The organism is Hoeflea marina (assembly GCF_003182275.1).
GTDB lineage: Bacteria > Pseudomonadota > Alphaproteobacteria > Rhizobiales > Rhizobiaceae > Hoeflea > Hoeflea marina.
Map to the genome: position 1 here is coordinate 601,630 of NZ_QGTR01000001.1, position 22,477 is coordinate 624,106.

At 65.7% G+C, this 22,477-nt stretch carries 18 protein-coding genes; 6 read left to right on the plus strand and 12 right to left on the minus strand.

Annotation, left to right across the window (positions count from 1 at the left end; all coding sequences use genetic code 11):
* The first annotated feature begins 26 nt into the window (after nucleotides 1–26).
* Nucleotides 27–464, plus strand: coding sequence for a YqaA family protein (locus DFR52_RS02705; RefSeq protein WP_110030362.1), 438 nt, complete (start codon nucleotides 27–29; stop codon nucleotides 462–464).
* Between the two features lie 152 nt (nucleotides 465–616).
* Here DFR52_RS02705 and DFR52_RS02710 read toward each other — a convergent pair whose 3' ends face one another.
* The 7 genes from DFR52_RS02710 to DFR52_RS02740 form a co-directional block, all read right to left on the minus strand.
* Nucleotides 617–1,810 (minus strand): efflux RND transporter periplasmic adaptor subunit, encoded by a 1,194-nt coding sequence (locus tag DFR52_RS02710; RefSeq protein ID WP_245415165.1) that lies wholly within the window; start codon nucleotides 1,808–1,810, stop codon nucleotides 617–619.
* 19 nt (nucleotides 1,811–1,829) lie between these two features.
* On the minus strand, nucleotides 1,830–4,193 hold the full coding sequence (locus DFR52_RS02715) for an ABC transporter permease (protein WP_210205781.1): 2,364 nt from the start codon (nucleotides 4,191–4,193) through the stop codon (nucleotides 1,830–1,832).
* A 2-nt stretch (nucleotides 4,194–4,195) separates the two neighbouring features.
* Entirely contained in the window at nucleotides 4,196–4,921 is a 726-nt protein-coding gene (locus DFR52_RS02720) for an ABC transporter ATP-binding protein (RefSeq protein WP_110031093.1), read from the minus strand.
* 134 nt (nucleotides 4,922–5,055) lie between these two features.
* Nucleotides 5,056–6,765 (minus strand): OFA family MFS transporter, encoded by a 1,710-nt coding sequence (locus DFR52_RS02725; protein WP_110030365.1) that lies wholly within the window; start codon nucleotides 6,763–6,765, stop codon nucleotides 5,056–5,058.
* A gap of 277 nt (nucleotides 6,766–7,042) precedes the next feature.
* On the minus strand, nucleotides 7,043–9,061 hold the full coding sequence (locus tag DFR52_RS02730) for a sensor histidine kinase (protein WP_110030366.1): 2,019 nt from the start codon (nucleotides 9,059–9,061) through the stop codon (nucleotides 7,043–7,045).
* Between the two features lie 19 nt (nucleotides 9,062–9,080).
* Entirely contained in the window at nucleotides 9,081–10,469 is a 1,389-nt protein-coding gene (locus tag DFR52_RS02735) for a sigma-54-dependent transcriptional regulator (protein WP_110030367.1), read from the minus strand.
* Between the two features lie 216 nt (nucleotides 10,470–10,685).
* Nucleotides 10,686–11,594 (minus strand): DMT family transporter, encoded by a 909-nt coding sequence (locus DFR52_RS02740; protein WP_110030368.1) that lies wholly within the window; start codon nucleotides 11,592–11,594, stop codon nucleotides 10,686–10,688.
* A gap of 522 nt (nucleotides 11,595–12,116) precedes the next feature.
* On the opposite strand from DFR52_RS02740, the gene DFR52_RS02745 reads away from it, so the two are divergent.
* From DFR52_RS02745 to DFR52_RS02765, 5 genes are all read left to right on the plus strand, one after another.
* A complete protein-coding gene (locus DFR52_RS02745) occupies nucleotides 12,117–13,115 on the plus strand; it encodes a L,D-transpeptidase family protein (protein ID WP_210205783.1) in 999 nt (332 codons plus the stop codon).
* A 600-nt stretch (nucleotides 13,116–13,715) separates the two neighbouring features.
* Nucleotides 13,716–14,084, plus strand: a complete 369-nt coding sequence (locus tag DFR52_RS02750; protein ID WP_110030370.1) for a CidA/LrgA family protein — start codon at nucleotides 13,716–13,718, stop codon at nucleotides 14,082–14,084.
* Nucleotides 14,077–14,793, plus strand: coding sequence for an LrgB family protein (locus DFR52_RS02755; protein WP_110030371.1), 717 nt, complete (start codon nucleotides 14,077–14,079; stop codon nucleotides 14,791–14,793). Before DFR52_RS02750 ends, DFR52_RS02755 begins: the two co-directional genes overlap by 8 nt.
* Nucleotides 14,794–14,805: 12 nt before the next feature.
* Entirely contained in the window at nucleotides 14,806–15,441 is a 636-nt protein-coding gene (gene tmpT, locus DFR52_RS02760; RefSeq protein WP_110030372.1) for a thiopurine S-methyltransferase, read from the plus strand.
* A 355-nt stretch (nucleotides 15,442–15,796) separates the two neighbouring features.
* Nucleotides 15,797–16,402, plus strand: coding sequence for a PIN domain-containing protein (locus DFR52_RS02765; RefSeq protein ID WP_110030373.1), 606 nt, complete (start codon nucleotides 15,797–15,799; stop codon nucleotides 16,400–16,402).
* Nucleotides 16,403–16,432: 30 nt separating this feature from the next.
* Here the strand turns inward: DFR52_RS02765 and DFR52_RS02770 are convergent, their stop codons facing one another.
* The 5 genes from DFR52_RS02770 to DFR52_RS02790 are packed head-to-tail and all read right to left on the minus strand — an operon-like array spanning nucleotide 16,433 to nucleotide 22,426.
* Complete coding sequence (locus DFR52_RS02770) at nucleotides 16,433–16,666, minus strand: formate dehydrogenase subunit delta (protein WP_110030374.1); 234 nt, start codon at nucleotides 16,664–16,666, stop codon at nucleotides 16,433–16,435.
* Nucleotides 16,656–17,498 carry a formate dehydrogenase accessory sulfurtransferase FdhD gene (gene fdhD, locus DFR52_RS02775; RefSeq protein ID WP_245415166.1) on the minus strand — a complete coding sequence of 281 codons (843 nt, stop codon included), beginning with the start codon at nucleotides 17,496–17,498 and terminating at the stop codon, nucleotides 16,656–16,658. Before fdhD ends, DFR52_RS02770 begins: the two co-directional genes overlap by 11 nt.
* 7 nt (nucleotides 17,499–17,505) lie before the next feature.
* Nucleotides 17,506–20,388, minus strand: a complete 2,883-nt coding sequence (gene fdhF / locus DFR52_RS02780; protein WP_110030376.1) for a formate dehydrogenase subunit alpha — start codon at nucleotides 20,386–20,388, stop codon at nucleotides 17,506–17,508.
* Between the two features lie 5 nt (nucleotides 20,389–20,393).
* Nucleotides 20,394–21,950: a formate dehydrogenase beta subunit gene (locus tag DFR52_RS02785; protein ID WP_110030377.1), complete on the minus strand. Its 1,557-nt coding sequence runs from the start codon at nucleotides 21,948–21,950 to the stop codon at nucleotides 20,394–20,396.
* On the minus strand, nucleotides 21,947–22,426 hold the full coding sequence (locus DFR52_RS02790; protein ID WP_110030378.1) for a formate dehydrogenase subunit gamma: 480 nt from the start codon (nucleotides 22,424–22,426) through the stop codon (nucleotides 21,947–21,949). The genes DFR52_RS02785 and DFR52_RS02790 overlap by 4 nt, the downstream gene beginning before the upstream one ends.
* Nucleotides 22,427–22,477 lie beyond the last annotated feature (51 nt).

Here is a 22,477-nt window from a genome sequence, read left to right on the forward strand (position 1 = left end):
GCCGGCCAACGGCAAGGTTCCGCCCGATGAGCGATCTCGCCGCCTATGGCAGCCTGTTTTTGGCGGCGCTGATTGCGGCAACCCTGCTTCCGGCGCAATCGGAGGCGCTGCTGACCGCGCTGCTGCTCGGCGGCGCGCAGCCGGCGGTGCTGCTGGTGGCGGTCGCCAGTCTCGGCAATGTGCTGGGGTCGGTGATCAACTGGCTGATCGGGCGCGGCCTCGAACGGTTCGCCAAAAAGCGATGGTTTCCGGCCTCGGCTTCGCAGCTGGCGCGCGCCCGCCGGTTCTATTCCCGCTATGGGCACTGGTCGCTGCTGTTTGCCTGGCTGCCGGTCATCGGCGATCCGCTCACCCTGGCGGCGGGCATCCTCCGCGAACCCCTGTGGCGGTTCCTGATCCTGGTCAGCATCGGCAAGGTTGCCCGCTACAGCCTGCTGGCCGCCGCGGTTCTGGCCTGGATCTAATGCATGTCGCCCGAAAGTGTGCAGCGGTTTCGGGACCACGACATGCAAAATCAAAGGGCTAATGCACATCGCGCGAATCTGAATTCACGCGATGTGCATAGCGCATCGGGGGTCGAGGTGGATCCGCCCCAAGGCGCGCCTCGCGCCGGTTCCTACTCCGCCAGCTTCCGGTCGCGCACCGGACTGCCGTCCCTGAGCGTGTCATTGGGATAGAGCACCACCTCATCGCCCTGCTCCAGGCCGGCAATCACCTGGGCGCTTGCCGCGCCCATCTGTCCGATGTCGATCCGCGCGGTTCTGGCAACGCCGTCCCTGACGCGAAACACCGCCCAGGCGCCGCCATCGCGAAACAGCGCGCCGACCGGGATCTGCAGCGCATCGTCGGAGGACCAGACCACAAGCCTGGCAAAGACCCGGTAGCCATGGCCGAGGCCGGGCGGCACGGCGGCGGGATCGAGCAGCACATTGACCCGCTGCTCCTCGATTCCCAGCGCCGACACCCTGGTGAAAGCCGCGGGGTTTATGCGCCGCACGGTCGCCTCCAGATCGCCCGCGCCGCCCCAGTCCGAGATCTCGACCCGGGCGCCGGGCCTGATGTTGACGGCGTCGCTCGACAGCACATCGACGGTGATCTCCAGCTCCGACGGGTCGCCGACATCGGCGATGAGGGTGCCGACCGATACCGCCTGTTCGCTGCGCGCATGCACCGCCAGGACCACGCCGCTGATGGGCGAACGGATGTTGACGCAGCAGTCGGTGCCGGAGGCGGGCGCACCGTCTGAAGGCGGCTGTGTCAGTTGTGCCTCGGCGCTGGCCAGCTCCGCCTGGCGGATGCCCACGCCGGCGCGGGCGCTGTCGACCAGCGCCTCCTGGCCCTGCCACTCGCTCATCCCGCGCTCCAGCTGGCTGTCCGATACGACGCTGTCCCTGGCCAGTTGCTCCATCCGCCGGTAGTTCGACCGCGCCAGGTCGCGCGCGTTCTCGGCGCGCTGCAGCTCGAATTGCGCCGAGGCCACCGCCGAGCGAGCCGCGGCGATGCTCGCCTCAAGCTGGGCCCGGGTCCGGGTGTCGAGGAACGGCGATTCCAGCGGGTGAATGCGTGCGATCACCGTCCGCGGGGTGACCGGATCGCCCTCCTCCAGCGTCACCCGGTCGAGATGGCCGGCAATCGGCGAGGATACGGAATAGACATGGCGCACCCGCGCGGTCCCCTCCTCGTCGATCGTCACCTGCATCGGTCCGCGCGCGGCCGCCACCAGGTCGACCAGGACCGGCGCGGTGCGGAACGCGGCGTAGAAGCCGTAGCCGATCGCCGCCAGCAGCAGCACCGCCGCAATAAATTTCATCCGGCTTCGGATCATCGGTCTAGTCCCTCGTCTTGAGAACACGAATGAGGTCGAGCGTGTCGACGCGCCGCCTGACGAGCAGCGCCGAAACGACCGCGGACCCGATCACCACCAGGCTCGCCGTGGCGTAGGTGGCCTGGCTGATGACCAGCGGAATGCGGAAGAGATCGCTCTCGAATCCGCGGATCATCAGCACCGCAAACCCGTATCCGGCGAGCCAGCCGAGCGGCTGGGCGATGATGACGATCAGCGCCAGTTCCACCAGCAGCACGCTGGAGACCTCCGCGCGGGTGAAGCCGAAGACCCGGAGGCTGGCCAGCTCCCGCGCCCGCTCGGACAGCTGGATGCGGGCCGAATTGTAGATCACCCCGAAGGTGATGATGATCGCAAGCGTCACATAGATGGTGATGCTGTAGGAGATGTTCTGCCGGACGGTCTCGCGAAACCGGTCGCGCGAGACGGTCTGCAGCGCCAGCGAGGCGATCGCCGGCACCTGCTTGATGTGCGCATAGAGCTCGTCGAGCCGGTCCTCGTCGACCAGGATGCGGGCTCCGGACACCCGGCGTCCCTCCATCAGCAGCCGGTTGAGCGCCGTCAGTTCCATGTAGGCCGCGAGCCCCACATAGCTTTCGGCAATGCCGGTCACCGGCACGGAAACCTTTCGGTCGGCAAATTCCATCAGTTCGATCTCGACAGGGTCGCCGATCTGGAGATCCAGGAGGGCAGCGACCCGCTCCGACAGCACCAGGCCGGAGCTTGGCGGCTGCATGGGAAGCAGGTCCCTGTCGAGGACGCGCGACAGCTCGGACTGCTGCGTCAGGCCGTGGATCACCATGCGCCGCTCGTGTCGGCCGTTCTTCAGCTTGACCGCGGTCGAGCGATAGGGTTCGACCCGGATCACCCCGGGCAGGTCGCCGACACGGGTGACGGCCTCCGGCCCGGATGCGCTGGCGAAGGTCAGCGTCGCGTCCTGGCGGTCGGCGCGAAAGAAGATCGTGTCGATCATCGCGTCGATGGAATCGAACGAGAACAGCGCCGTGACCAGCAGCGCGACCGACAGCGCGGTACCGATGATGGTCATTGTCGACCGCAGCGGCCAGCGCAGGAAATGCCGGAAGACCATCACGGTGAGTTGCGAAAACAGCGGATTGGTCGGGACGGCGGCGCCGGCAAGGCTGCGGTACTGCGTCGGGCTCGGCGGCCGCATGGCGACGGCCGGCGGCAGCATCACCGTGGCCCAGATCGCGCTCGAGGCGCCGGCAAGCGCGGCCGCCACGGTCACCGTGGCGGCGATGGCGTAGAGATCGATGCCATGGGTGAAGATCAGGAACGGGAACGCGAAGAACTCGCCGTAGAGCCGCGTCAGGCCGCGACCGAGCCAGCTTCCCGCGACACATCCGATCGCGAGGCCGACGGCGGAAATGACGATCACCAGCTTGGCGTAGTGCCAGCCGACGGCAAGGTCCGTGTAGCCCACCGCCTTCAGCAGGCCGATCTGTTCGCGTTCGAGCGCGATCAGGCGGGACAGGATCATGTTGACGAGGAAGGCGGACACGAACAGGAAGATCGGCGGAATGATCGTCGCCATGGCGAACAGCTGCGTCAGTTCGGAATCCAGGAATGCATGCGACATCTGGTCCTTGCGCCCGTAGGCGCCGGTGCCGCCATAGGGCGCAAGAAGGCCGTCGAGCCCTTCGATCACCGCCCTGGTGTCGGCATTGCGCATCGTCGTCAGCGCCGCATCGTTGAAGGCCCCCTCCATCCCGAAGGCCGAGGACAGCACGGTTTCCGACATGTACAGGATGCCGTAGCGCCGCGGATCCGGCACCATGTCGCCCGGGCCGATGGCATAGATGAATTCCGGCGACAGCACGATGCCGGTGATCGAAAGCCGCCGCGCCTTGCCGTTCATCACCACGTCGAACCGGTCGCCGGGGCGAAATCCGTGCGCGGCCGCGAACGCCTCCACCACCGCGACCTCGCCCGGCACCCGGCTCCCTGGAAGCCGCCCTGCCCGGAGGTAGAGACGGTTGACGGCGCTCTCGCCCGTGTCGGGAATCGACACCACCACGCCGCTGGCCGGCTCGGTCATGCCGGTGATGGTGATGATGACCGGCTTGACGATGCGGAGTTCGGCAGCCGATACGCCGGGCAGGCTTTGAATGCGCGGTTCCAGATGCCGCGGCGCCCGCACGGCTTCGGCGAAGACCGAAGCGAAGCGATAGCGGTCGTAGAAGGCGCTCTGGCTCGCCTCCAGCGAGCGGCTGGCGCCCATGGCGAGGATCAGGGTCATGACGCCGCACGCCATCACCAGCGCGACCGCCAGCGCCTGGGCCCAGAGCCGTCCGAGATCGCGCAGCAGTTTCCGGTCGAGCATCCGCATGGCTACCACTTGACCTCCGCCGGATCGACACGGGTTTCATTGACGGTGCAATCGGACATACGGCCGTCGAGGAAGGAGAACACCCGATGGGCGATCTGCCGGATGCCCGCATTATGGGTGATGATCGCCGTCGTCGTGCCGAGCTCGGCATTGACCCGCGACAACGCCTCCAGCACCAGAACGCCGGTCCTGGAATCGAGCGCGCCGGTCGGCTCGTCGCACAGCAGCACGTCCGGGCGCTTGGCGATGGCGCGGGCGATCGCCACCCGCTGCTGCTCGCCGCCCGACATCTGCGCGGGAAAATGGCTCATGCGGTGGTCAAGGCCGACCATGGCCAGCGCCTCCTCGGGACGCATCGGATGTCTCGAGACTTCGGTGACCAGCGCGACATTCTCCCAGGCGGTCAGGCTCGGGATCAGGTTGTAGAACTGGAAGACGAAGCCGACATGGTCGCGGCGATAGCGGGTGAGTTCGCGCTGGCTGCAACCGGTCAGCTCCGTGTCGCCGAACCAGACCTTGCCGCCGGTCGCCTGGTCGAGACCGCCGATGATGTTGAGAAGCGTCGACTTGCCGCTGCCGGACGGACCCAGCAGCACGGCCATCTCGCCGCGATACAGCGTCATGTCGACGCCGTTGAGCGCCCGGACCTCGACATCGCCGGTCCGGTAGATCTTGGTGAGGTTCTCGACGCGGAACACCGGCTCGCTGGTGGAATTGTCCGTTGCCATGGCGCGGACGCTACCACCTGGCCGGGCAATCGCATTGATCTTCATCAAGGCCGGATCCGTCCAGGCGGGCGGCGGTCGAAAAAAATCCCGGGCGCGGACGCCCGGGACATCGGCTTGGCACAGGTGCAGGCAGGTCAGGCCTTGGAGGGCACCGGATCTGTCGCCATGTGATGGCTTTCATGCACCGGCTTGACCAGCCAGTTGCAGACGAGCGCGATCACCAGCAACGCGGCCATGGCATACATGGTCGTGTTGTAGAGGCTCGAGGTCGGATCCACAGTGCCTGCCGGTGCGATTTCCATCAGCCGGGCGATGGTCACCGTCTTGGCCGCCACCAGCTGGTTGAGCTGGTCGATGCCGGCGCCGAACTTGGCCTGGAACGCCGCCGGATCCACCTGCGCGGCGAGATCGCGGATCGAATTGCCCACCGAGGCCTCACGCAGCTTGGTGATGGCGAGCGGTCCGAGCACGCCGGCCGTGCTCCAGGCCGTCAGCAGCCGCCCGTGGATGCCGCCGACATACTTGGTGCCGAAGATGTCCGCCAGGTAGGCCGGGATGGTGGCGAAGCCGCCGCCATACATGGTGAAGATGATCATGGTGGCCGCGTAGAACATCACCAGCCATGTCACGGCCGGATTGACCGACACCTGGCCTGCCGCGAACGGGATCGAGACGTAGAGAATGATACCGAGCACGAAGAAGATGTGGTAGGTGTTCTTGCGCCCGATGAAGTCCGAGGTCGATGCCCAGAAGAAGCGGCCGACCATGTTGAACACCGAGATCATGAACACATAGGTTGCCGCGAAGGCCGAGTTCACGATCAGCGGCAGCGTGGTGCCGAAGATGTCGCTCATCATCGTCTTGGCGACGCCGATCACGCCGATGCCGGCGGTGACGTTGAAGCAGAGCACGATCCAGAGCAGCCAGAACTGCGGTGTCTTCAGAGCCTGGTCGATATGGACATGGTTCTGGGTGATCATCTTGCGCTTGTCGTTGGCCGGCGGGGTCCAGCCGGCCGGCAGCCAGCCCTCGCGCGGGACGCGGTAGGAGAAGGCGGCAATGACCATGACGATGAAATAGCCGATGCCGAGGGTGAAGAAGGTCGAGGCGGCGCCCGTGTTGCCGGTTCCGACGACATAGACGCCTTCCTGCAGCTGCAGGGCCGCCGGCGCCGAGGCCAGCTGCTTGGCCGAGGCGACGACGACTTCGACCATCTGGCCGTTGACTTCCGCCAGACGCCTGCCGCCTTCGGTGACCACGTTGATCGCGCCTTCGGCGCCAAGATACTGCGGCGCCTTGTAGAACAGCGACAGCAGCGTCTCCTTGATCGGGGTGGCGATCATCGCGCCGCCGCCGAAGCCCATGATGGCAAGGCCGGTGGCCATGCCGCGCCGGTCGGGGAACCAGCGGATCAGCGTGGAGACGGGCGAGACGTAGCCCAGGCCGAGACCGCAGCCGCCGATGACGCCGTAGCCGAGATAGACCAGCCAGAGCTGGTGCGTCATGATTCCGAGGCCGCCGATGATGAACCCGCCGCCCCAGCAGGCGGCCGCCACGAGGCCGACCATGCGCGGCCCGACTTCCTCCAGCCATTTGCCGGCGAAGGCCGCCGCAAGGCCGAGAAAGACGATGGCCACCGAGAAGATCCAGACCACGGATGGAAGGCTCCAGTCGTCGGCCGAAGCGGCGACGACGCCAAATTCCTTGATCAGCGGCGGATTGAAGATCGACCAGGCATAGACCGAGCCGATGCAGAGATGGATGGCGATGGATGCCGGCGGAACCTTCCACCGGTTGAACCCCTCGCCCGCGACGATGTGTTCTTTCTTCAGACTGTCAAACATAGGTGTCCTCCCGTGGATGCGCCTTGCGGCGCCATGTTCGACGCGCGCCCTGGCGGTCAACCTCCGGGTCGGCGTCGTGTTCGCGCCAGCGGCCTGCCTCCGGGCCGCTGAGCACGAATCTCCTCGCAAGTTCCGTGCCAGAACGCCGCGTTCGAAAGCCCTTGGTTTGATTGGCGTAAAATGGATTGGTCGCCGCAGTCGCATCTGGCCGCGGGACAGAAAGTCCCGGTACCGACAAAAAGTCCCGACCGGCGGGCCGGAATTGCCGCCGGCGCGGTCAGCCGGCCTCGGGCAGCCAGATGCTGAACCGCGTGCCCTCGCCGATGACGCTGTGCGCGGAGATGGTTCCGCCATGCCGCGAGACCAGCATGTGGGTGATGGACAGTCCGAGACCGGTTCCCGCGCCGCGCTTGGTGGTGAAGAACGGATCGAAGATGCGGTCGAGGATCATCGGATCGATGCCGCTGCCTGTATCGCTCACATCGATGCGGACGCCCGGGGCTGCGTCCCGCTCCTCGTCCGAGCTGGCCAGTGTCAGCTTTCCGCCCTCAGGCATCGCGTGGATGGCATTGACCATAAGGTTGACCAGCACCTGCTGCAGTTCGGTGCGATTCATGGCTGCGTGCCGGCTGGCCCTGTCGTGGCGCTCGACCGCGATCTCGTTGGTGCGCAGCATGTGCCGCACCAGCGGCAGGCAGTCGGAGATGACGTCGCCGGGCAGGCTGTCGGCGGTGGTGCCCGAATATTCCTCGGGCCGCGCGAATTGCAAAAGCCGCGTGACGATCTGGGTCATGCGCTCGGTCTGTTCGTCGATCAGCCTGAGTTCCGTATCGGCCTCGCCCGCCCTTTCCCCCATGATGGCGCGCAACACCTCCAGATTTCCCTGGATGACGGCAATCGGGTTGTTGATCTCGTGTGCCACGCCGGCGGTGATCTCGCCGATGGCCGCGAGTTTCTCCGCCATCACCAGCTGCTTGGTCATCGCCTCGAGGCGGCGGTTGGTCTCCTGCAGTTCGCGGGTGCGGATGTCGACGCGGCTGTTGAGCTCCTCGTTCCAGTCCCGCAGCTCGCGGTCGCGCGCCTGCAGCCGGTCGAGCAGGCCGTCGAGATGGGCCGCCACGCGGCTGATCTCGTCGCCGACATCGCTGATGGAGGTCCGGGCGCCGAGATTGCCCGCCTCCACCAGCGTGATGGTGTCGGCCATCTTCTCGAGCGGCTTGAAGATCGAGCGCGCCCATTGCAGGAACAGCGGCACGCTCGCAAGCGTGACCACGAAGAAGGCGGCCAGGATCGCCACCACGCTGGCGATCTTGGAGCGGGCGAACGGTGTTTCCAGAAAGCCGACATAGAGCATGCCGACGCGCTTGCCGAAGCTGTCGACGATCGGTTCATAGGCGGAGATGTACCAGTCGTTGACGACGAAGGCGCGGTCGAGCCAGACCTCGCCCTGTTCAAGAACCAGCCGCCTCACCGCGGCCGACACCCGTGTGCCGAGCGCCCGCCTGCCCTCGAACAGGCGGACATTGGTGCTGATGCGGACGTCGTCGAGGAACAGCGTCGCCGTCCCCTGGCTGCCTTCGGGCAGGCTCGCCTCGCGGTAGACAAGGTCGTTGATGGTGTCGATGAACTCGAGATTGCGGTTGAGCAGGATGCCACCCGCCAGAATGCCGCGGCCCTCGTCGGCCAGACCGACCGAACTGGCCGAATGCACCACCATGCCCGATGTGCTCTGCGAGGCTTCGGTCGGAACGGCATTGGGCGTGGCGATCAGGTCGATCTTCGCCCGCTGCGCCAGCGCGGGCGAGAAGCTGGCCAGCAGCTCCGCCGGAAAGATGTCGATGGCGGTGCTGGTGCTGCCGCTGACGGCGTCGGCGAGAACCGGCCAGCTCATGTCGACGCGCTCGGGCGCGCCCGGCTCGGCCCGGGCGATGACGCGGCCGGTGGAATCGGCGATGTAGAGAAAATCGAGCGACAGCGCGGTGCGGGCCTCGCTGAGCAGTGTCTGGAGACTGGCTTGCGTCTGGCCTTCGCCGGCCACCGCGTCCCGGAATTCGGCGGAGCGGCCGAGCGCGGTCAGGTGTTCGCCGGTGTTTTCGAGAATGCGGCTGAGATACTGGTGCGCGATCGTCAGGTCGCCATTGACCTTGGACACCAGCACGGCGTCGAACTTGGCGTTCCAGCGCACCATGGTGACGCCGAGCAGGATCGGCAGGATCACCAGCGTCGGCAGCAGCGCGATGGCGAGCAGCCGGTAGCGGATCGACCGCGTCGGCCGGGCCTGCCTTGCATCGGGCATCACCGCGGCTCGATCCGCATCACGAACCCCAGGCGGCAAGCTTGCGTTCGATGGTCTTGCGCGACACGCCGAGCACCCGGGCTGCCTCCGACCGGTTGCCGCCGACGGCCTCGAGCACATCGAGAATGTGGCGCCGTTCGATGTCCTCAAGCGTCTCGCCGTGGGTTAGCTTCGGGGCCGGCTGGTCGGAAAGGGTCTTTGGAAACTGGCCCAGAATCAGCGAGCGCTCGACCAGGTTGCGCAGTTCGCGCACATTGCCGGGCCAGGAATAGGCGAGGAATTCCCGCCGCACCGCATCGGTCAGCGGCACCGGGGGCATGCCGATCTGCGATGACAGCTTGGAGATGAACAGCTCCGCCAGTTCGATGACATCCTCGCCGCGATCCCTCAGCGGCGGCATGTCGATGCGCATGACATTGATGCGGTAGAACAGGTCGGGCCGGAATCTGCCTTCGGCCATGCGCTGTTCGAGGTCCGCATTGGTGGCGAAGATGAAGCGCAGGTCGACCGATGCCTCGCGCTCGGAGCCGACCGGCCGCACCTTGCGCTCTTCCAGCGCGCGCAGCAGCTTGCTCTGGGTCGCCATCGGCAATTCGCCGATCTCGTCGAGGAACAGCGTCCCGCCCTGGGCATGCATGAACAGGCCGTCACGCGCGCCCTGCGCGCCGGTGAAGGCGCCCTTGACGTGGCCGAACAGCTCCGCCTCGATCATCTCCTGCGGGATTGCGGCGCAGTTGACCGGCACGAAGGACTTGCCGGCCCGGTCCGAGAGGGTGTGGATGGACCGCGCGGTGACCTCCTTGCCGGTGCCGGATTCGCCGCAGATGAGCACGGACGTCGGCAGCGGCGCCACCCGGGCGATCATCTCGCGCAATTGAACGATGATGGCCGAATGCCCGATCATCCGGTCGCGCAGCAGAATGTGCTCGGAGGCGGCCATCAGTTCGTGGCGCAGCACGTAGTTTTCGCGCTGCAGCTTCCGGCGGTCGAGGCAGCGGGCGATGGCGTTGAGAATCTGGTTGGAACGAAACGGCTTGAGCACGAAATCCACGGCACCCGCGCGCAGCGCCTGGATGGCGGTCTCGAGATCTGCATAGGCGGTCATCAGGATCGCGTCGGAAAAGAAGCCGATGGCGCGCTGCTCGGCAAGCCAGTCGACACCGTTCTTCCCCGGCATGACGTTGTCGAGGATCACCACGTCGTAATGGCGGGCATCGAGCATGGCGGACGCCGCCTTGACGTCGGCGGCCTCGTCGATCGACTTGACCCGCGGGCCGATGGTGCGCATCAGGAAGTTGCGTATGCCCGGCTCGTCGTCGACGATCAGGATCGACGCGCGCGAAAGCAGTGGGCCGAATTCCGCATCATCGCTCTCGGCTGTCGCCAGCCTTGCCGTGTTCTGCGTCATGCATCCTCCGTCGGGGTCTCCCGGCAGACCTCTGGTCCACATCCCCGCGCCGCCGACCTTGCCCGCTTAAGCGCCAACAGGCAACCGCCGCGATTCAACAATGGATGGTCCCACCCTCACGCGCGCCCTCCGCAGGACGAGTCCCGCGATCCGGAGGGTCCGGCTGCGCAGCCGGCCGGAAAGGGCCGATCCGTCTGGCGGCCTCGGGCCGCGCCCCTACGGAGCTGTCTCCACCGACGTTGCCGGTCTGCCGGCCGTTGCATCCTGGCGCCGCCGCCGTTGCTCGCGGATGATCGTGAACAGCCCGGTGGCGATGATGATGCCGGCGCCTGTCAGGGTGTAGATGTCCGGAAACTCGGCAAACACCAGCATGCCCACGATCATGGAGAACACCAGCCGCGAATAGCGGAACGGCGTTACCACCGAGATGTCTCCGATCCGGCTGGCCTCGGTCAGCGCCCAATAGGCAAGCACGCCGACCGACAGCGCGCCGGTCAGGTAGCCCGCCTCGCGGACCGTCGGAAGCACCGCGCCGCCGGTTACGGCCAGCAGCACGACGCCGGACACGCCGACGGAGAAGAAGCCCCAGGCCGAGAGTTGCAGCGACGAGATGCTCCGGGGCACCTTGCGGCTGGCCAGATCGCGGATCGCCAGCCCCACCACGCCCAGGACGGCCCAGAGCACTTCCGGCTCGAAGCCCTCCAGGCCGGGGCGAATGACGAGCAGCACGCCGCCAAAACCGATCAGGATGGCGGTCCAGCGGCGCCAGCCGACCGCCTCCCCGAGAACCAGCGCTGCGCCCATGGTCACCAGCAGCGGCGTTGCCTGCAGGATGGTGGTGGCGGTGGCGAGCGGAATCAGCGTCAGTGCCGTCACAAAGCAGAGGCCGCCGAGCATCTCGGTGAGGTTTCTCACCACCACCGCCGGGTGAAAGAACCCTCCGGACACCACGCTCATGCCGTTCGCCCGCGCATAGGCCGCGAACATCAGCGCGCCGACAAGTCCCAGCACCGCCAGGATCTGGCCCACCGGCAGGCCTGAGGCGGCCAGCTTGATGAACATGTCCTCGGCGGCAAAGCCTGCCATCGCCAGAACCATCAGCAGGATGCCGCGCATATTGTCCATGAGGTCGATCCGATCGTCGGCTGCCTTAAGCGGCCGGAAATGGACGCACGGCGTCCCTACCCCGTTTGCCCGGCCCGGGAAACCCTTTCATGACAGCGAAGCCGGAATGATCCGGCGCGGCGCGGCCTCCCGGTCGCCCATCCCCGCGCCAAGCATCCCGACATGCATCCCGACATGATCAGCGGCCATTCACGGTCCGCGACCGGACCGCACCTGATCTGCGCGCCGCGGGCTTCTCGAAAGACGACCGCGGATCGTGGACAAGTAACGCTTTTGAAGCCAAAAGGGTGCGATGATTCGCGTGTTGACCAGGACCGCAGCATGGCGGCCGGCGCCTTCGGCACTGGCGCGCTCCCGCGTCGGGTCGATCACGATGCTGTCGATCGGCAAGGCCGCGTGACCGGCGGGCCATGCCGATCGCAATCTCAAGCCATTGGCAAGAAGCGGAAAACGATGCTGCCTATCTTCGCAGGAAAACACCACGGGAGCCGGGGCTTCCGATCCAGAGTGATCGGCATTCTGATGGCAGGCCTTGTTGTGTCCGGATGTGTGACGAGCACGCTGGAGCTCAATGACCGCGGCAATGCTCCGATCCCGCAGAAGACGATCGTCAAGATGCGGGAACTGGGCATGAAGCCCGCGGACCCGGTGCTAGTCCGGATTTTCAAGCGGGAAAGCGAACTGGAAATATGGAAACGGAATTCATCCGGCAGATACGCCCTGATGAAGACCTATCCGATGTGCCGATGGTCCGGCGGATTGGGGCCCAAGCGGTTCGAAGGTGACCGGCAGGCCCCCGAGGGGTTCTACACGGTCAATTCCGGACAGCTGAACCCGAACTCCCAATACCATCTCTCCTTCGATCTGGGCTATCCGAACAGGCTGGAGCGGGCAAAGGGGTACAGCGGCTCCGCCCTGATGGTTCATGGCGCCTGTTCCTCGTCGGGCTGCTTCGCGATCTCCGATGAACATGTCGCCGAGGTCTACGCCGTTCTCAGGGATGCATTGCGGAGTGGCCAACCATCGGTCCAGGTTCAATCCTATCCGTTTCGGATGACGCCGCAAAATCTTGCCGCGCACAGCGACAATCCCAATTTCAGCTTCTGGATGGATCTCAAGGCAGGCTATGACCGCTTCGAAGTGCTGCGTCGACCGCCGGACTTTCAGTTCTGTGAAGGACGCTACCGGTTCGGAGAGCCGGTCAGCGGAGCGGCGCCTGCCGACCCGCTTGCGGAATGCCCGGCATTTGCACCGGAGGTCCAGCAAGTGGCCGACAAGTCGACCGGGGACCTTGAGAAGATGAAAAGCCTGCTCAACGATGTCCAGAGCCCGGGCCTTGCCTATTCGGATGGCGGCATGAACCCGGTTTTCCGCAGGATTCTGGCCAGTAAGGGCCCGGAGCATCTGTCGAAAATCACGTCATCCACATCGGTCCCGGTCAGCCGGCCGCAAGCTGCCCTCGCCGACCCCTACGTCGCGGGCCGGGGGCCTTCGGGAACGGGCGCGGCAAAGCAACAATGATCGCCGGCATCACTGACTGACGAAGCAGATGGGTCGCCGGCCCGGCTGCCCACCCGCCGTGCCGGAGGCGGCCAGGTCAAAGAACCTGTCCTCGGCATGAGCATGTCCTCGGCGGCAAAGCCAGCCATTGCCAGAACCATCGGCAGGATGCCGCGCACCACGAAGGCTGATCCGATCCGCTGGTGTTGGAAATGCGGCGCGCAACGGACGCGTGGCGTCCCTGCCCAATTTGCCTGACCTGGGAACCTTTTCATGGCTGGGGATTGGGGAATATGCTGGCGGTTTGATATCCGGGGCGGATCCCGGCCGTCGCCCCCTCCGCCGGCTGCGCCGGCACCTCCCCGGTTCGGGGGAGGAAACCGCAAATCGGCCCCAGCTCGGGGGAGGAACGTCCCGGCGCCGGGATCACCGGCGGGTTTTCGCTCCCCGTCCGGGGTGTCCGCAGGACGGGCGAGACCCGTGGCTCGCCCCGTGGGGCGCAGCGCCGGGTGGGGTGCATTTGGTTATAGGGAAATGAACAGGGCGATCTGCCGCCATCTCGCCATCGCGGCAGAAACCGCCGATAGTGCGCCCTGCCCGCAACTTGCAGAAGGCCCACTCATGCTTGCCTCGCTCACCCTCATTCTCGGCTGCCAGCTGGCAGGAGAACTCTTCTCTCAGGTCTTGGCCCTGCCCATTCCCGGCCCGGTGATCGGCATGGTGATCCTGTTCGCCATGCTGATGATCCGCGGCCAGGTGCCCGCGCCGCTGCAGGCAACCGCCGACGGGCTGCTGTCGCATCTCTCGCTGCTGTTCGTGCCGGCGGGCGTCGGCGTCATGGTGCATCTGCATCTGATGGCCGAGAACTGGTGGCCGATCACCGCGGCGCTGATCGGCTCGACGCTCGCCACCATCGCCGTCACGGCGCTGGTCATGGTCTGGATCGACCGGCTTACCGGCAAGGCCGCGGAGGGCGAAAGCGATGCGTGATCTCACCCAGATCTGGGTCTATCTCAGCGCCAGCCCGCTGCTGTTCCTGACGCTCACACTGATCGCCTTCCAGTTCGGCACCTGGATTTACCAGCGCTCCGGCGGCCTGCCGCTGTTCAACCCTGTGCTGATCGCCGTCATCGTCCTGGTGGCGCTGCTGAGCCTCACCGGCACCAGCTACGAAACCTATTTCGAGGGCGCGCAATTCGTCCACTTCCTGCTCGGTCCGGCCACGGTGGCGCTCGCCATCCCGCTCTACCGCCAGTTCGAGCGGGTGCGCCGCTCGGCGCTGGCGCTCGGCGTCAGCCTCATCTGCGGCTCGCTGACGGCCATCGTCTCCGCACTCGGCATCGGCTGGCTCACCGGCGCCTCGCACGACACGCTGATGTCGCTGGCGCCGAAATCGGTGACCGCGCCGGTCGCCATGGCGATCACCGAGCAACTGGGCGGCCTGCCGTCGCTGACGGCGGTGCTGGTGATGCTGACGGGGATAACCGGAGCAATCCTCGGACCGATGCTGCTCACGCTGATCGGCGTCAGCGACTGGCGAGCCCGCGGTTTCGCGCTCGGCGCCGCCAGCCACGGCATCGGCACCGCCCGCGCGCTGCAGGAGAGCGAGATCGCCGGCGCCTTCTCCGGCCTCGCCATGGGCCTCAATGCACTGGCCACGGCCATCCTGCTGCCGCTGCTGTGGCGGCTGGTTTTCTGAAAGGGCGATTGAATGGAACATGGATTTTGGCATGACCGGTGGCAGAGCGGCAGGATCGGTTTTCACGAGAACCGGCCCAATCCGCTGCTGCTCGCCCATTTCGCCGCACTTTCAGTGCCCGCCAATGGCCGCGTCTTCGTGCCCCTTTGCGGCAAGACCCTCGACATCGGCTGGCTCATGTCCAGGGGGCACCGCGTTGCCGGCGCGGAACTGAGCGAACTGGCGATCGGGCAATTGTTCAAGGAACTCGGCCTCGAGCCGGAGATTTCGGATCTTGGCGATCTCAAAAGCTACAGCGCCGAAAACATCGACATCTTCGTGGGCGATGTCTTCGATCTCACCCCCGACCTGCTCGGACCCATCGACGCGGTCTTCGACCGGGCGGCCCTGGTGGCCCTGCATGCGGAGATGCGCGCGGCCTACGCGCCCCACATCGCCGCCCTCGCCGGCAACGCCCCGCAATTGCTGATCACCTTCGACTACGACCAGTCCCGACTTGACGGCCCGCCCTTCTCGGTAACGAGCGATGAAGTGCGGCTCCGATACGGTGATGGGTACGAGCTGTCCGAGCTGGCCACGAACGCCTTGGCCGGCGGCATGAAGGGCGTGCCGGCAAAGGAAATCGTCTGGCTGCTTCGGCCGCTCTGAGCGGTGCCCCAAGGTTTGTCGGCGTTACGCCGCACCAATTTCCTCCCCCGTCATTCCGGCCTCTGAGCCGGAATCCAGCCACCGCGCGTCGGCGCGGTGAGAGACCGCCTTTCTCGCGGATCGTCCGGGAAATGCGTCCGGCTTGAGATCACCCCGCGCTCGCCGCCATCTCCGGCCTGCCGCTGCCGTGGCGGTTGGGTTTCTGATGCTTGCATTTCTCTAGATCAAGCAAAAGGTTTGACTTTGCTGGCGCAGATCAATTGCTTCTTTACGTTGCTGATGTAGGACGGATGGTACCAGGGGTGGCATACGGATCAATGCATCTCACCGCCGAAGGAGAAAGGGAGACGCTGGCGTGAAGAACAATTATATCCTGATCGATTTCGAGAACGTCCAGCCGGGAAACCTGGATATCCTCAACGGTCACAATTTCAAGCTGGTCGTCTTTGTCGGCGCCAACCAGAAAACTGTTCCTTACGAATTCGCCACCGCATTGCAGAAGCTGGGAGAGAACGCCGATTACAGGAAGATCTCCGGCAACGGCTCAAACGCGCTTGATTTCCATATCGCCTTCTATATCGGAGAATTCGCGGCGACGGACGCCAACGCCTATTTCCATATCATCTCGCGTGACAAGGGTTTCGATCCGCTCATCGCCCACCTGCGCGAACGCGGGATCTTCGCTCTTCGCCACAAGGACATATCGGAAATTCCGCTCCTGAGGGTGGCCTCCGCCAAAACGCTCGACGAAAAGATCGATGCGGTTGTTTCCAGCCTGAAATCCCGCGGCGCCGCGCGGCCGCGAAAGCTCAAGACCCTTGCTGGAACTGTCAACGCGCTCTTCAAGAAGACCCTGGACCAGGCCGAGCAGGACGCGATGACGAGAGAGTTGATACGGCGCGGGCATGTGCTCGTGCAGGACCAATCCGTCAGCTACGGCCCGTCAATCCTTGGCCACTGACTGATCCAACAGGCCAATACCGGCAGCACATCACCCCGCGCTCGCCAGCTTCTCCGGCCGCCTTATGTCCTTTAGCGCCGCCACAACCATCGGCTTGAAACCCTCGGTGCTCTCGTCGGCGATTTCGAACAATTGCGTGCGCATGCGCGGGTCCCAGAACTTGTTGATGTGGTCGGCCACGCCTTCAACCTGTTCCTGCTCCGGCTGGGATGCGAAGAAGGTGGCAATCTGGTTGGCCTGGTACCGCAGCTTGTCAGGCGACATCGCTCTCAACTCCATGTGTTGTCCGGCCCGATGTTATCCGGTCGGGCCGTGTGAAAATCTCGAAATCCTCGCCGCGCGCAATGGCAATCAGCGTCAGGCCTGCGGCTTCCGCGGTGCGCACCGACAGCGCGGTCGGCGTGGAGACGGCGATCAGCACCGGGCTGCCCGCGATCACCGTCTTCTGCACCATGTCGACGGAGACCCGGCTGGTAATGACGATGGCGCCGCCGGCGGTGTTTTGGCCGGCGCGGGCGAGCCCGCCGATCAGCTTGTCGAGCGCATTGTGACGGCCGACATCCTCGCGGACCATCACCATGCCCTCGCCCGGCCGGTAGAAGCCCGCGGCATGCACGGCGCCGGTTTCGGCGCGCAGCTTCTGGCCCGCGCCGAGACTGCCAAGGGCCGCGCGGATATCGCCGGCGGTAAATTGCGCCTCGAGCGCCGAACGTTCGGGCAACTGCCGCAGCGCCTCGTCGATGGATTCAATCCCGCACAGTCCGCACCCCACCGGCCCCGCCATCCGCCTGCGCCGGGCGGCGAGCGCCGCCTGTCGGCTGTCGGCAAGCTGCATCTGCACGTCATAGCCCTCGCCCGCCTCGACGATCTCGATCGCCTCGATGTCGGCGCCGCTGCCGGCAATCGCCTCGGTCAGCGCGAAGCCATAGCCGAAATCGAGAAGATCGTCAGGCGTCGCCATCATCACCGCCTGCGTGGTGCCGCCAAAACTCAGCGCCACCGGCGCCTCCTCCGGCAAGGTGCGCTCGCCCGAAGCCCGCACACCGCCGCGCACGGCAAGCCGGGCGACGGTGGCGCGAGTCTGGCGGGCGGTCACGGACGCCCTATTCCGCAGGCTCGAGCGCCGGCTCGGCAATGCGGCGGGACTGAGCTGCCTGCGCATCATACTCCACCTGCCAGGCGGTCGGACCGTTCGACGGGCTCACCTGCACCGCCGTCACCTTGTATTCCGGGCAGTTGGTCGCCCAGTCGGTGAAGTCGGTGGTGATCACGTTGGCCTGGGTGCCGGGATGGTGGAACGTCGTGTAGACCACGCCCGGCGACACCCGCTCGGTCAGCTTGGCGCGCAGCGAGGTCTCGCCCGAGCGGCTCGCCAGCTTGACGAAATCGCCGTCATGGATGCCGCGCTGCTCGGCGTCGTGCGGGTGAATCTCCAGGAGATCCTCCGCATGCCAGGCGACGTTTTCGGTGCGCCGGGTCTGGGCGCCGACATTGTACTGGCTCAGAATCCGGCCGGTGGTGAGCAGCAGCGGGAAGCGCGGTCCGGTGCGCTCGTCGGTGGCCACATATTCGGTGCGGATGAACTTGCCCTTGCCGCGGGCAAAACCGCCCAGATGCATGACCGGCGTGCCTTCCGGCGCCTTCTCGTTGCAGGGCCACTGCACCGAGCCCATCTTCTCCAAGAGATCGTAGGAGACATTGGTGAAGCTCGGCGTGGTGGCGGCGATCTCGTCCATGATCTGCGACGGGTGGCTGTAATCCCAGCCGAGCCCCATCGCCTCGGCGATGCCGAGCGTGACTTCCCAGTCGCCGAGACCGTTCTTCGGCGTCATCACCTTTCGCACCCGGTTGATCCGGCGCTCGGCATTGGTGAACGTGCCGTCCTTTTCCAGGAAGGTCGAACCCGGCAGGAAGACATGGGCGTAATTGGCGGTCTCGTTCAGGAACAGGTCATGGACGACGACGCATTCCATCGCCGCCAGACCCGCCTGGACATGGTGGGTGTCGGGATCGGACTGAAGAATGTCCTCGCCCTGGATGTAGATGCCGCGGAACGTGCCCTCGACGGCGGCGTCTAGCATGTTGGGGATGCGCAGCCCGGGTTCCGAATTGAGCTCGACGCCCCAGAGCTTCTCGAAGATGTCGCGGGTTTCCTCGCCCGAGATATGCCGGTAGCCGGGAAGCTCGTGCGGGAACGAGCCCATGTCGCAGGCGCCCTGCACATTGTTCTGGCCGCGCAGCGGATTGACGCCGACGCCCGGCTTGCCGAGATTGCCGGTGGCCATGGCCAGATTGGCGATCGCCATCACCGTGGTTGAGCCCTGGCTGTGCTCGGTGACGCCGAGGCCGTAATAGATGGCGCCGTTGCCGCCACGGGCATAAAGCCGCGCAGCACCGCGCAACTCGGCAGCGGGAACGCCGGTATAGGCCTCGGTGGCCTCCGGGCTATGGGCCGGATCGGAGACGAAGGACGCCCAGTCCTCGAATTCCGACCAGTCGCAGCGCTCGCGGATGAAGGCCTCGTCAAAGATGCCTTCGGTGACGATCACATGGGCCAGCGCGGTGAGAACAGCGACATTGGTGCCCGGGCGCAGCGGCAGGTGATGCGACGCCTGGATATGCGGGGTCTTGACCATGTCGATGCGGCGCGGATCGATGACGATCAGCTTGGCGCCTTCACGCAGCCGCTTCTTGAGCCGCGAGGCGAACACAGGATGGCCGTCGGTCGGGTTGGCGCCGATGAGGATGACCACGTCGGTGTGCTCGACACTGTCAAAATCCTGGGTACCGGCCGAGGTGCCGAACGCCTTGCCGAGGCCGTAGCCGGTCGGCGAATGGCAGACGCGGGCGCAGGTGTCGACATTGTTGTTGCCGAAGCCGGCACGCACCAGCTTCTGCACCAGGAAGGTTTCCTCATTGGTGCAGCGCGACGAAGTGATGCCGCCGACGGCGCCGCGGCCATACTGGAACTGGATGCGCTTGAATTCCTTGGCCACATGGGCGAAGGCCTCTTCCCAGGTCACTTCCTGCCAGGGATCGGTGATGTTCTCGCGGATCATCGGGTTGAGGATCCGGTCCTTGTGGTTGGTGTAGCCCCAGGCGAAGCGGCCCTTGACGCAGGAATGGCCGCGGTTGGCCTTGCCGTCCTTCCACGGCACCATGCGGACGACTTCTTCGCCGCGCATTTCCGCCTTGAAGGAACAGCCGACGCCGCAATAGGCGCAGGTGGTGACGACGGAATGTTCCGGCTGGCCGATGTCGATGACCGACTTCTCCTGCAGCGTCGCCGTTGGGCAGGCCTGCACGCAGGCGCCGCAGGAGACGCATTCGGAGTTCATGAAGCTCTCGTGCATGCCGGGCGAGACGCGGCTGCCAAAGCCCCTGCCCTCGATGGTCAGCGCGAAGGTGCCCTGCACTTCCTCGCAGGCGCGCACGCAGCGCGAACAGACGATGCACTTGGCCGGGTCATAGGTGAAATACGGATTGCTCTCGTCCTTCGGCATGTAGCGGGCGTTCAGCTCGCCGCCCTGGCGCGCCACCACGTGGTTGTCGCCTTCGTAGCCGTAGCGAACATCGCGCAGGCCGACGGCGCCGGCCATGTCCTGCAGCTCGCAGTCGCCATTGGCGGCACAGGTCAGGCAATCGAGCGGATGGTCGGAGATGTAGAGCTCCATCACGCCGCGGCGGATGTCCTTGAGCCGTCCGGTCTGGGTGTGGACCACCATGCCTTCCGCCACCGGGGTGGTGCAGGAGGACGGGGTGCCGCGGCGTCCTTCGATTTCCACCAGGCAGAGCCGGCAGGAGCCGAAGGCGTCGACCATGTCGGTGGCGCAGAGTTTCGGAATGGCAATGCCCGCCTCCATCGAGGCGCGCATGATCGAGGTGCCCTCGGGCACCGTGACCCTATTGCCGTCGACGATCAGGCTGACGGTCTTCTCCGCCTTGGAGACCGGGGTGCCGTAGTCGATTTCCTGGATAAGAGCCATGGTGCCTACTCCGCTGCCTGGGACATGGGAACCGGACGAAAGTCCTCCGGGAAGTGATTGATGGCGCTCATCACCGGATAGGGTGTGAAGCCGCCCAGCGCGCAGAGCGAGCCGAACTTCATCGTGTTGCAGAGGTCGGTGAGCAGCGCGAGCTGCTTCTCCGGCTCCTCGCCGCGACGGATCTTGTCGGCCACCTCGACGCCGCGGGTCGAGCCGATGCGGCAGGGCGTGCACTTGCCGCAGCTTTCGATGGCGCAGAACTCCATGGCGAAGCGCGCCTGGTCGAGCATGTCGACGCTGTCGTCGAAGACGACGATGCCGGCGTGCCCGATGAGGCCGTCGCGGGCGGCGAACTCCTCGTAGTCGAACGGAGTGTCAAACAGCGCGCGCGGGAAATAGGCGCCGAGCGGACCGCCCACCTGCACCGCCTTGACCGGCTGGCCGGTAATGGTGCCGCCGGCGACATCATCGACCAGTTCGCCCAGCGTCATGCCGAAGGCCGCCTCGAACAGGCCGCCATGCCTGGCGTTGCCGGCGATCTGGATCGGGATCGTGCCGCGTGAGCGGCCCATGCCGAAATCCTTGTAGAAGGCGGCGCCCTTTTCCATGATCACCGGCACCGAGGCGAGCGAGATCACATTGTTGATCACCGTCGGGCGGCCGAGGAAGCCCTTGTGGGCGGGCAGCGGCGGCTTGGCGCGGACGATGCCGCGGCGGCCCTCGAGGCTTTCCAGAAGTGCAGTTTCCTCGCCGCAGACATAGGCGCCGGCGCCGACCCGCACTTCCATGTCGAACGCATGACCTGAATTGAGAACAGACACGCCGAGAACGTTGTTCTTGCGCGCAATTTCGATGGCCGAGTTCATCGCCGCAATGGCGTGGGGATATTCAGAACGCGTGTAGACATAGCCCTTGGTCGCACCGGTGGCGATGCCGGCGATCACCATGCCTTCGATCAGCACGAAGGGGTCGCCCTCCATGATCATGCGGTCGGCGAATGTACCGGAGTCGCCTTCGTCGGCATTGCAGACGATGTATTTCTGCGCGCCTTGCGCATCAAGAACCGTCTTCCACTTGATGCCGGTGGGGAAGCCCGCGCCGCCGCGTCCGCGCAGGCCGGAGTCGGTCACCTGGGTGACGATGTCGAGCGGCGTCATGGCGATCGCCTGCTCGAGACCCTTGAGGCCGCCATGGGCGCGATAGTCCTCGAGCGACAGCGGATCGGTGATGCCGCAGCGGGCGAAGGTCAGCCGCGTCTGCCGCTTGAGGAAATCGATCTCCTCGGTCAGGCCGAGATTGAGCGCGTGGGAGCCGCCATCGGTCAGGCCGGCGTCAAGCAGGCCCGGCACATCGGACGATTTTACCGGCCCGTAGGCGACGCGGCCCTTTTCCGTTTCCACCTCGACCATCGGCTCGAGCCAGAACATGCCGCGCGAGCCGTTGCGGACGATCTCGATGTCGAGCCCGCGCTTGGCGGCTTCGCTCACCAATGCGCCGGCCACCTTGTCGGCGCCGACCGCGAGGGCGCCGGCATCGCCGGGAACGAAAATCCTGATGCTCATGCGTTCACTCCCCGGGCGATCTCGGCGATGGCGTCATGATCGAGACGGCCTATCACTTCGCCGTCGACCATGGCCGACGGCGCGCAGGCGCACAGCCCAAGGCAATAGACAGGCTCGATGGTGACGGCGCCGTCGGCGCGGGTCTGGTGCCAGTCGAGACCCAGCAGCGCCAGCAGCTTTTCGGCAAGCTCCTCGCCGCCCATCGACTGGCAGGCCTCGGCCCGGCACACCTTGATGACGTGGCGGCCGGCGGGTTCCTGGCGGTAATCGTGGTAAAAGCTGACGACGCCGTGAACCTCGGCGCGCGACAGATTGAGCCCGTCGGCGATCGCCGGCAGCGCCGCGGTCGGCACATAGCCGAACTCGTCCTGGATCGAATGGAGGATCGGCAACAGCGGCCCTTCGAGCGCCCTGTGGCCCTCAACAATGGCGCCGGCGCGCGACGCGATGTCCGCGTCAGCCGTTCGGTTCAGCATCGACAATCCTCCCAATCATCACAACTGCCACAATTTCAGGCATTTCAGTCG